This window comes from Streptomyces sp. NPDC027672 (assembly GCF_055566335.1).
The window spans coordinates 207,340-217,042 of the sequence record NZ_JBVHSO010000014.1 but is presented as its reverse complement, the minus strand read 5'-3'; the positions used below and the strand labels follow the sequence as shown (position 1 = coordinate 217,042).

Below are 9,703 nucleotides of genomic sequence, written 5' to 3'. Positions count from 1 at the left end.
GTCCAGGGCGCGGTATGGAACATCGACTCCTTCGACCAGTGGGGCGTGGAACTGGGCAAGGTCCTCGCCAAACGCGTCGAACCCGCCCTCACCCACGGCACCGACGTCCCCGGCCTGGACCCGTCCACCAAAGCCCTCGTCGCCAGGTACCGGGAGCTGCGCGGCCGTAACTGACCCGCGCGCCCGGAGTCGGCGGCGCCCACCGGCCGGCCCGGCCCACCGGCGCCCCGGTAAAGCAAGAGGCGGCGGGAACCGGAAGGTTCCCGCCGCCTCAGGCCCGGCCGGTGCTCAGGGCGACGCCGGCGGATACAGCGAGCGGGGTAGCTGGGAGGCCGCCGCCGTGTCCAGAAGCCACAGGGTGCGGGCGCGGCCCCGCGCACCCGCCGCCGGCGCCTGGATCTCACCCGCGCCGGACAGGGCGATGGCCACGGCCTCCGCCTTGTCCTCGCCGGCCGCGAGGAGCCAGACCTCGCGGGCCGCGCGGATCGCCGGCAGGGTGAGGGAGATCCGGGTCGGCGGCGGCTTGGGCGCGCCGTGCACGCCGACCACCGTGCGCTCGGTCTCCCGTACGGCCGGCAGCTCCGGGAAGAGCGAGGCCACATGGGTGTCCGGGCCGACGCCCAGCAGCAGGACGTCGAAGGCGGGCACCGGGCCGTGGTTCTCCGGACCGGCCGCCTTCGCCAGCTCCGCCGCGTACGCCTCGGCCGCGGCCTCGACGTCCGAGCCGTGCGGGCCGTCGGAGGCGGGCATGGCGTGCACGCGCTCCGGGTCGAGCGGGACCGAGTCCAGCAGGGCCTCGCGGGCCTGCGTGACATTGCGCTCGGGGTCGCCCTCGGGCAGGAAGCGCTCGTCGCCCCACCACAGGTCCAGGCGGGCCCAGTCGACGGCGTCCCGGGCGGGCGCCGCCGCCAGCGCGGCCAGCAGCCCGTTGCCGTTGCGGCCGCCGGTGAGGACCACGGACGCGCTGCCCCGGGAGGTCTGCGCGTCCACGATCTTCGTGATCAGACGGGCCGCGGCGGCCTGCGCCATCAGCTCCTTGTCGTGGTGGACGACCAGCTGGGGAGTGCTCACTTCGCCGCCGCCTTCCTCGCCGGTGCCTTCTTCGCGGTCTTGGCCGCCGCCTTCTTCGCGGGCGCCTTGGCCGCCTTCGCGGCCGGTTCCGGCTCGGCGGCGGGCTCGGCCGAGCCCGGCTGAGCCGATCCCGGCTTGGCCGCTTCCGACTGGGCCGTCTCCGGCTCGGCCGGGTCTGACGGCTCGGCGGCCGGTCCGGCCGGGTCCTCGGAAGCCTGTCGCGGGACCGTGTGCAGCCGCTCCACGCCGTAGCGCAGCGCCGACGCGTAGGTGTCGTCCGGGTCCAGCCGGCGCAGCTCCTCCGCGATCAGCTCGGCGGTGTCCCGCCGCTTCAGCGCCACCGCGCGGGCCGGCTGCCCGTCGATGGCGAGGTTGGCCAGCGAGCCGTCCGCGCGGTCCAGCACGACCGGACCGCGGCTGGTGTCCATGCGGACGGCCGTGAGACCGGGGCCCGAGGACAGGGAGCGCTTGACGGGAACCGCCAGCCGGTCCGCGAGCCACATCGCCAGCAGCTCGCAGCTCGGGTTGTACTCCTCGCCCTCCACCTCGACGGCGGTCACCTCGCAGTCGATCTGGTCCAGGGCCGCCGCGAGCATCGAACGCCACGGGGTGATCCGGGTCCAGGACAGGTCGGTGTCGCCGGGCGTGTAGGCCGCGGCGCGGGCGGACAGCTCCCGCACCGGGTGCTCGGCGGTGTAGGTGTCGGTGACCCGGCGCTGCGCGAGCGCGCCCAGCGGGTCCTTCGCCGGGTCGAGCGGCGCGTTCACCGGCCACCACACCACGACCGGGGCGTCCGGCAGCAGCAGCGGCAGGACCACCGAGTCGGCGTGGTCGACGACCTCGCCGTACAGCCGCAGGATGACCGTCTCGCCGGTGCCCGCCTCCGCGCCCACCCGCACCTCGGCGTCCAGCCGCGAGGACGTGCGGGCGCGCGGCGAACGCGAGACCCGCTTGACGACCACCAGGGTGCGCGAGGGGTGCTCGCGCGAGGCGTCGTTGGCGGCCTTCAGGGCGTCGTAGGCGTTCTCCTCGTCGGTGACGATGACGAGGGTGAGGACCATGCCGACGGCGGGCGTGCCGATGGCGCGGCGGCCTCGCACGAGCGCCTTGTTGATCTTTCCGGCGGTGGTGCCGGTCAGGTCGATCTTCATGGCCGGCGCCAGCTCCGTCCGTCTCGTGCGAGCATCTCGTCCGCCTCCGCGGGTCCCCACGTGCCCGACTCGTACTGCGCGGGCCTGCCGTGGGTGTCCCAGTACTCCTCGATCGGGTCGAGGATCTTCCAGGACAGCTCGACCTCCTCCGTGCGCGGGAAGAGGTTGGCGTCGCCCAGCAGCACGTCCAGGATCAGCCGCTCGTACGCCTCCGGGCTCGACTCGGTGAACGACTCGCCGTAGGCGAAGTCCATCGAGACGTCCCGGATCTCCATGGAGGTGCCCGGGACCTTGGAGCCGAAGCGGACCGTGACGCCCTCGTCCGGCTGGACGCGGATGACGATCGCGTTCTGGCCCAGTTCCTCGGTCGCCGTGGTGTCGAACGGGGAGTGCGGGGCCCGCTGGAAGACGACCGCGATCTCCGTCACCCGGCGGCCGAGCCGCTTGCCGGTGCGCAGGTAGAACGGCACGCCCGCCCAGCGGCGGTTGTCGATCTCCAGCTTCACCGCGGCGTAGGTGTCGGTCTTCGACTGGGTGTCGATGCCCTCTTCCTCGAGGTAGCCGATGACCTTCTCGCCGCCCTGCCAGCCCGCCGCGTACTGCCCGCGCACGGTGCTGTGGCCCAGGTTCTTCGGCAGCCGTACGGCGCCGAGCACCTTCTCCTTCTCCGCGGCCAGCGCGTCCGCGTCGAAGGAGGCGGGCTCCTCCATGGCGGTGAGCGCCATGAGCTGGAGCAGGTGGTTCTGGATGACGTCCCGGGCGGCGCCGATGCCGTCGTAGTAGCCGGCCCGGCCGCCGATGCCGATGTCCTCGGCCATGGTGATCTGCACGTGGTCCACGAAGGACCGGTTCCAGATCGGCTCGAACATCGTGTTGGCGAAGCGCAGGGCCAGGATGTTCTGGACGGTCTCCTTGCCGAGGTAGTGGTCGATCCGGAACACCTGGTCCGGCGCGAACACCTCGTGCACGACCTTGTTCAGTTCCTCGGCCGACTTCAGGTCGTGCCCGAACGGCTTCTCGATGACCGCGCGGCGCCAGGAACCGCCGGCCTGGTCGGCCAGGCCGTGCTTCTTCAGCTGCTGGATGACCACCGGGAAGGAGCGCGGCGGCACCGACAGGTAGAAGGCGAAGTTGCCGCCCGTGCCCTGTGCCTTGTCCAGCTCCTCGATGGTGGCGCGCAGCCGCTCGAACGCCTCGTCGTCGTCGAAGGTGCCCTGGACGAAGCGCATCCCCTGGAGGAGCTGCTGCCAGACCTCCTCACGGAAGGGCGTGCGGGCGTGCTCCTTCACCGCGTCGTGGACGACCTCGGCGAAGTCCTCGTGCTCCCAGTCGCGGCGGGCGAAGCCCACCAGCGAGAAGCCCGGCGGCAGCAGACCCCGGTTGGCGAGGTCGTACACCGCGGGCATCAGTTTCTTACGGGACAGGTCGCCCGTGACACCGAAGATGACCAGACCCGACGGCCCCGCGATGCGCGGGAGCCGTCGGTCGGCCGGGTCACGGAGCGGATTCGCTCCGGAGCCGGAAACGGATGACAACTCAGCCCTCCGAGGGGGCCAGGCGCTCAAGCTCCGCCTGGGTCGACTTGAGGAGGTCGTTCCAGGACGCCTCGAACTTGTCGACGCCCTCGTCCTCCAGGACCTGTACGACGTCGTCGTACGAGATGCCCAGCTTCTCCAGGGCGTCCAGGTCGGCACGCGCCTGCTCGTAGGTGCCGGTGATGGTGTCGCCGCTGATCTCGCCGTGGTCGTCGGTGGCCTCCAGCGTGGCCTCCGGCATGGTGTTGACGGTGTTCGGCGCGACCAGCTCGGTGACGTACAGGGTGTCCTGGTACGCCGGGTCCTTCACGCCGGTCGACGCCCACAGCGGACGCTGCTTGTTGGCGCCCGCGCTCTCCAGCGCCTGCCAGCGGTCGGAGGAGAAGACCTCCTCGTACGCCTGGTAGGCGAGGCGCGCGTTGGCCAGGGCGGCCTTGCCGCGCAGCCCCTTGGCCTCGTCGGTGCCGATCCCGTCGAGGCGCTTGTCGATCTCGGTGTCCACGCGGGACACGAAGAAGGACGCCACCGAGTGGATCTTCGACAGGTCGAGACCCTTCTCGCGGGCCTTCTCCAGACCCGTCAGGTAGGCGTCCATGACCTTGCGGTAGCGCTCCAGCGAGAAGATCAGCGTGACGTTGACGCTGATGCCGAGGCCGATCGTCTCGGCGATCGCCGGCAGACCCGCCTCGGTGGCCGGGATCTTGATCAGGGTGTTGGGGCGGTCGACCAGCCAGGCCAGCTGCCTGGCCTCGGCGACGGTCGCCTTCGTGTGGTGCGCCAGGCGCGGGTCGACCTCGATGGAGACCCGGCCGTCCTGGCCGTCGGTGGCGTCGAAGACCGGGCGCAGGATGTCGGCGGCGTCCCGGACGTCCGCCGTGGTGATCATGCGGATGGCCTCTTCGACCGTGACCTTGCGGGCGGCGAGGTCCGACAGCTGCTGGTCGTAACCGTCGCCCTGGGAGATCGCCTTCTGGAAGATCGTCGGGTTGGTCGTGACGCCCACGACGTGCTGCTGGTCGATCAGCTCGGCGAGGTTGCCGGACGTGATCCGCTTGCGCGACAGGTCGTCCAGCCAGATCGCGACGCCCTCCTCGGAGAGGCGCTTGAGTGCGTCTGTCATGGAATTACATCTCCTACGTGTCGTATATGAGCGTCAGCGTCGGGCGTCGGCGAGGGATTCCCGCGCCTTCGCGGCCACGTTCTCGGCGGTGAAGCCGAACTCGCGGAAGAGCACCTTGGCATCGGCGGAGGCACCGAAGTGCTCCAGGGAAACGATGCGGCCGGCGTCCCCCACGTACTTGTGCCAGGTCAGCCCGATGCCCGCCTCGACGGAGACCCGGGCCTTGACGGACGGCGGCAGCACGGAGTCCCGGTACCCCTGGTCCTGCTGCTCGAACCACTCCACGGACGGCATCGAGACGACCCGCGTGGGCACGCCCTCGGCCTGGAGCTGCTCACGCGCCTCCACGGCCACGTGCACCTCGGAACCGGTGGCGATGAGGATGACCTCGGGCTCGCCGCCCTCGGCCTCGAACAGCACGTAGCCGCCCTTGGCCGCGTCCTCGTTGGGCTCGTACGTCGGCACGCCCTGCCGGGTGAGCGCCAGGCCGTGCGGCTGGCCCTTGCCGAACTCCTTGGTGTAGCGCTTGAGGATCTCCCGCCAGGCGATCGCGGTCTCGTTGGCGTCCGCCGGGCGGACGATGTTCAGACCGGGGATGGCGCGCAGCGAGGCCAGGTGCTCGACCGGCTGGTGGGTGGGGCCGTCCTCGCCGAGGCCGATGGAGTCGTGCGTCCACACGAACGTCACCGGCAGGTGCATCAGGGCCGACAGACGCACGGCGTTGCGCATGTAGTCGGAGAACACCAGGAAGGTGCCGCCGTAGACCCGCGTGTTGCCGTGCAGCGCGATGCCGTTCAGCTCGGCGCCCATGGAGTGCTCGCGGATGCCGAAGTGGATGGTGCGGCCGTACGGGTTGGCCTCCGGCAGCGGGTTGCCCGCGGGCAGGAAGGAGCTGTCCTTGTCGATGGTCGTGTTGTTCGACCCGGCGAGGTCGGCGGAGCCGCCCCACAGCTCGGGGATCACCGCGCCGAGCGCCTGGAGCACCTTGCCGGACGCGGCACGCGTGGCGAGGCCCTTGCCGGGCTCGAAGACCGGGACCTTCTCCTCCCAGCCGGTGGGCAGCTCGCCCTGGGCGATCCGGTCGAACTCGGCGGCGTGCTCCGGGTTGGCCTGCCGCCACTCCTGGAGGGACTTCTCCCACTCGGCCTTCGCCTGGGCGCCGCGCTCGCGCGCCTTGCGGGTGTGGCTGATGACCTCGTCGGCGACCTCGAAGGACCGCTCGGGGTCGAAGCCGAGGACGCGCTTGGTGGCCGCGACCTCCTCCTCGCCCAGCGCCGAGCCGTGCGCGGCCTCGGTGTTCTGCGCGTTCGGGGCCGGCCAGGCGATGATCGAGCGCATCGCGATGAAGGAGGGCCGGTCGGTGACGGCCTTGGCCTCCTGGATCGCGGCGTAGATCGCCGCCGGGTCCAGGTCGCCGTCCTCCTTGGCCTCCACGCGCTGCACGTGCCAGCCGTAGGCCTCGTACCGCTTGACGGTGTCCTCGGAGACGGCCGTCTCCGTGTCGCCCTCGATCGAGATGTGGTTGTCGTCCCACAGCAGGATCAGGTTGCCCAGCTTCTGGTGGCCGGCCAGCGAGGACGCCTCGGCGGAGATGCCCTCCTGGAGGCAGCCGTCACCGGCGATGCAGTACACGAAGTGGTCGAAGGGGGACTCGCCCGCGGGCGCCTCCGGGTCGAACAGACCGCGCTCGTAGCGGGCGGCCATCGCCATGCCCACCGCGTTGGCGACACCCTGGCCCAGCGGGCCCGTGGTGGTCTCGACACCCTTGGTGTGCCCGTACTCGGGGTGGCCCGGGGTCTTGGAACCCCACGTCCGGAACGCCTTCAGATCATCCAGCTCGAGGCCGAAACCGGCCAGGTACAGCTGGGTGTAGAGGGTCAGGGACGAGTGGCCGGCGGACAGCACGAAGCGGTCGCGGCCGACCCACTCCGGGTCGGCCGGGTCGTGCCGCATCACCTTCTGGAAGAGGGTGTAGGCGGCGGGGGCCAGGCTCATCGCCGTACCGGGATGGCCGTTGCCGACCTTCTGTACGGCGTCTGCGGCCAGGACACGGGCGGTGTCCACGGCCCGCTGGTCCAGCTCGGTCCACTCAAGGTCTGTGGTGGTCGGCTTGGTGCTCACCCTGGGTCAGGGCTCCTCTCCACATGTCGGTCGCCGGTCGTCGGGGCGTGTGCCCACCCGGCCGCCGGAAGGCGTGGCGCCCACCGGCCGCTGTCGAGCCTACCCCCGTGAGGACGTGCGTTTTTTCGATTGTTTACAGACTGCCGGGACTCCCCGAGATCCGCCTCCCGACGGGCCGGTGAACGGCATGTGGCACATGAATACGGAGCCGGTCATCTGAGCGCTCAATCGAGTACCGGACCCCCTCTTATGGGGTGTGCGCCAAACACGTACCCACCCCCGCGAAGGGCGGGGTATGGGCAACGTCTAAAGTGGCGTGGTACGCGCGAGCCTTTACCGCGACTTCACACGGGTGGCTCGCTGGGATGTCTCTGTCAGGGGTGTGCGTGACGGCCGTCGAATCCCGTCCTGGGGACACCTCCCAGGCCTTCAAGGCTCTGGGGGAGGGTGTGCCCGGTGCGAGCCAGGGCCCGGTTCACCGGCCGTTCGGGGCTCGTGTCAAGGCGTTCGTGGCGCTGACCAAGCCGCGGATCATCGAGCTGCTCCTCATCACCACCGTTCCGGTGATGTTCCTCGCCGAACAGGGCGTGCCCGACCTCGGGCTGGTGCTGCTCACCTGCCTCGGCGGCTATCTGTCGGCGGGCGGCGCCAACGCGCTGAACATGTACATCGACCGGGACATCGACGCCCTGATGGACCGCACGGCCCAGCGTCCGCTGGTGACCGGCATGGTCAGCCCGCGCGAATGCCTGGCCTTCGGCATCACCCTGGCCGTGGTCTCGACGCTGCTGTTCGGGCTCACCGTCAACTGGCTGAGCGCCTGGCTGTCACTCGGAGCGCTCCTCTTCTACGTCGTCGTCTACACGATGATCCTCAAGCGCCGTACGGCGCAGAACATCGTGTGGGGCGGCATCGCGGGCTGCCTGCCGGTCCTCATCGGCTGGTCGTCCGTCACGGACTCCATGTCGTGGGCGCCGGTCATCCTCTTCCTCGTCATGTTCTTCTGGACGCCGCCGCACTACTGGCCGCTGTCCATGAAGGTCAAGGAGGACTACGCGCGCGTCGGCGTGCCGATGCTGCCGGTCGTCGCCTCCAACAAGGTCGTCGCCAAGCAGATCGTCATCTACAGCTGGGTGATGGTCGCCGTCTCGCTGCTGCTGACCCCGCTCGGCTACACCGGCTGGTTCTACACGGCCGTCGCCCTCGCGGCGGGCGGCTGGTGGCTGTGGGAGGCGCACGCGCTGCAGAACCGGGCCAAGGCCGAGTCCACCGGCACGAAGCTGAAGGAGATGCGGCTCTTCCACTGGTCGATCACCTACGTGTCGCTGCTGTTCGTGGCGGTCGCGGTCGACCCGTTCCTGCGCTGACCCGCGGGCCCGCCGGGCGTACGTCCTACGTCACAGCGGCCCGCACTCGCCAGTCGATCTACCGGTGAGTAGCATCCTGGGCATGGCAGACACGCAGCAGGTTGACGCGCGGGCCGAGCGCAAGGTGTCCCGGCTCGCCCAGCAGATCAGCGCCTTCGCGAAGGCGCACGGCGGCGCCGAGGGCCAGGTGGCGTACGTCGGCGAACGCGGCGCCCGCATCGTCCTCGTCGGCGAGGACGGCGGCTGGGGCGACCTGGTCGCGCCCAGTCACGCCATCGCCGAGCAGGCGGTGGCCAAGTCCGGCATCACGGTCCACGAGTCCTTCGACGGCGAGTTCGCGGCGAAGGTGACGACGGGGCCGTACGAGTGGAAGCGGATGGCCGGCATCCAGGTCGGCGGCTCGCAGGAGCGCTGAGACGCGCGGCCCTGACGGCGCACCGCCCGGCCGGGTGAGCGCGGCCGGGCGGCCGTGACGGCACCGCTCGGCGGTCTGCGGCGGTCCTCGGGAGCCTCGGTACGGCGGGTGCCCGGCGGGCCGCGGCGTACGGCGTGCGCCGGGTGTACGCGCCCTGGGGAGCCGTCCAGACTGGGCGGATGACGACCGCTTCCCTGCTCGACGAGTTCCAGGCGGCCCTGCTGCCGCTGCGGCCCCGCGCGGTCTGGGCGCACGGCTCACTGGCCGGCGGCGACTACCAGGAGGGCCGCAGCGACCTGGACCTGATCGCGGTGCTGCCCGGGCCCCTGACCCCGTGGACCGCGGCGCGGCTGGTCCGGCTGCACAGGCGGCTGCGCGGGCGGCCCCTCGCGGCGAAGCTGCACTGCAGCTACCTCGCCCCGGCCACCCTGGACGATCCCGGCCGCCCGCACCCCACCTGGGCGCACGGCCGTGTGCTGCGCCGCCCGGTCACCCCGGTCACCCGCCGTGAGCTGCACGAGTTCGGGCGGGTGCTGCACGGTGAGGCACCGGCCGGACTGCTCCCGCCGGTACCCGAGCGACAGCTTCACGACTTCGTCGTACGCGACCAGCGCGACTTCTGGCGGCCGGCCGTGGACAAGGCCCCGCTGTGGCGGCAGGACGTCTGGGTCGACCTGGGTCTGCTCACCTACGCCCGGGCCGCCGTGACCCTGCGCGAGGGCCGGCTGATCAGCAAACGCGAGGCGCTGGACCGGCTGCCGGCGCTCGGTGCGCCCGCCGACGTCGTCGAGGACATCACCCGCCGGCGGTACGACGACCCGGCCCCGGCCCTGGCCGACGACGGCTGGCGCGCCCGGCGCGCCGAGGCGACCCGGGCGTTCCTGGGCCCCGCGATCGACGCCCTGGTCGCGGAGGCCGGCTGA

Annotated in this window: 8 protein-coding genes and 1 pseudogene; 4 read left to right on the top strand and 5 right to left on the bottom strand. The window is 71.4% G+C overall.

All coding sequences use genetic code 11. From position 1 onward, the window contains the following. A pseudogene (locus ACZ4SV_RS29760) lies at positions 1 to 174 on the top strand (glucose-6-phosphate isomerase); the annotation flags it as partial. A 114-nt stretch (positions 175 to 288) separates the two neighbouring features. On the opposite strand, the gene pgl reads toward ACZ4SV_RS29760, so the two are convergent. The 5 genes from pgl to tkt are packed head-to-tail and all read right to left on the bottom strand — an operon-like array spanning position 289 to position 6,998. Beyond that, positions 289 to 1,071: a 6-phosphogluconolactonase gene (gene pgl, locus ACZ4SV_RS29755; protein WP_468007872.1), complete on the bottom strand. Its 783-nt coding sequence runs from the start codon at positions 1,069 to 1,071 to the stop codon at positions 289 to 291. Continuing rightward, positions 1,068 to 2,222 (bottom strand): glucose-6-phosphate dehydrogenase assembly protein OpcA, encoded by a 1,155-nt coding sequence (gene opcA / locus ACZ4SV_RS29750; protein ID WP_468007870.1) that lies wholly within the window; start codon positions 2,220 to 2,222, stop codon positions 1,068 to 1,070. Before opcA ends, pgl begins: the two co-directional genes overlap by 4 nt. Then, positions 2,219 to 3,757, bottom strand: coding sequence for a glucose-6-phosphate dehydrogenase (gene zwf, locus ACZ4SV_RS29745; protein WP_365874976.1), 1,539 nt, complete (start codon positions 3,755 to 3,757; stop codon positions 2,219 to 2,221). The genes opcA and zwf overlap by 4 nt, the downstream gene beginning before the upstream one ends. Before the next feature lies 1 nt (position 3,758). Further along, on the bottom strand, positions 3,759 to 4,877 hold the full coding sequence (tal, locus tag ACZ4SV_RS29740) for a transaldolase (RefSeq protein WP_397973302.1): 1,119 nt from the start codon (positions 4,875 to 4,877) through the stop codon (positions 3,759 to 3,761). A gap of 33 nt (positions 4,878 to 4,910) precedes the next feature. Next, positions 4,911 to 6,998 (bottom strand): transketolase, encoded by a 2,088-nt coding sequence (gene tkt, locus ACZ4SV_RS29735; protein ID WP_397943928.1) that lies wholly within the window; start codon positions 6,996 to 6,998, stop codon positions 4,911 to 4,913. A 365-nt stretch (positions 6,999 to 7,363) separates the two neighbouring features. Between tkt and ACZ4SV_RS29730 the strand changes: the two genes are divergently transcribed. From ACZ4SV_RS29730 to ACZ4SV_RS29720, 3 genes are all read left to right on the top strand, one after another. Beyond that, the gene (locus ACZ4SV_RS29730; RefSeq protein WP_468007867.1) at positions 7,364 to 8,365 is read left to right on the top strand and encodes a heme o synthase; all 1,002 of its coding nucleotides are present in this window, start codon (positions 7,364 to 7,366) and stop codon (positions 8,363 to 8,365) included. 82 nt (positions 8,366 to 8,447) lie between these two features. After that, complete coding sequence (locus tag ACZ4SV_RS29725) at positions 8,448 to 8,780, top strand: hypothetical protein (protein WP_468007865.1); 333 nt, start codon at positions 8,448 to 8,450, stop codon at positions 8,778 to 8,780. A gap of 179 nt (positions 8,781 to 8,959) precedes the next feature. Then, complete coding sequence (locus tag ACZ4SV_RS29720) at positions 8,960 to 9,703, top strand: nucleotidyltransferase (RefSeq protein WP_468007863.1); 744 nt, start codon at positions 8,960 to 8,962, stop codon at positions 9,701 to 9,703.

Coding starts and splice junctions, on each gene's coding strand:
- opcA (WP_468007870.1), bottom strand. CDS start 2,222: ATGAAGATCGACCTGACCGGCACCACCGCCGGAAAGATCAACAAGGCG.
- tal (WP_397973302.1), bottom strand. CDS start 4,877: ATGACAGACGCACTCAAGCGCCTCTCCGAGGAGGGCGTCGCGATCTGG.
- ACZ4SV_RS29730 (WP_468007867.1), top strand. CDS start 7,364: ATGTCTCTGTCAGGGGTGTGCGTGACGGCCGTCGAATCCCGTCCTGGG.
- ACZ4SV_RS29725 (WP_468007865.1), top strand. CDS start 8,448: ATGGCAGACACGCAGCAGGTTGACGCGCGGGCCGAGCGCAAGGTGTCC.
- ACZ4SV_RS29720 (WP_468007863.1), top strand. CDS start 8,960: ATGACGACCGCTTCCCTGCTCGACGAGTTCCAGGCGGCCCTGCTGCCG.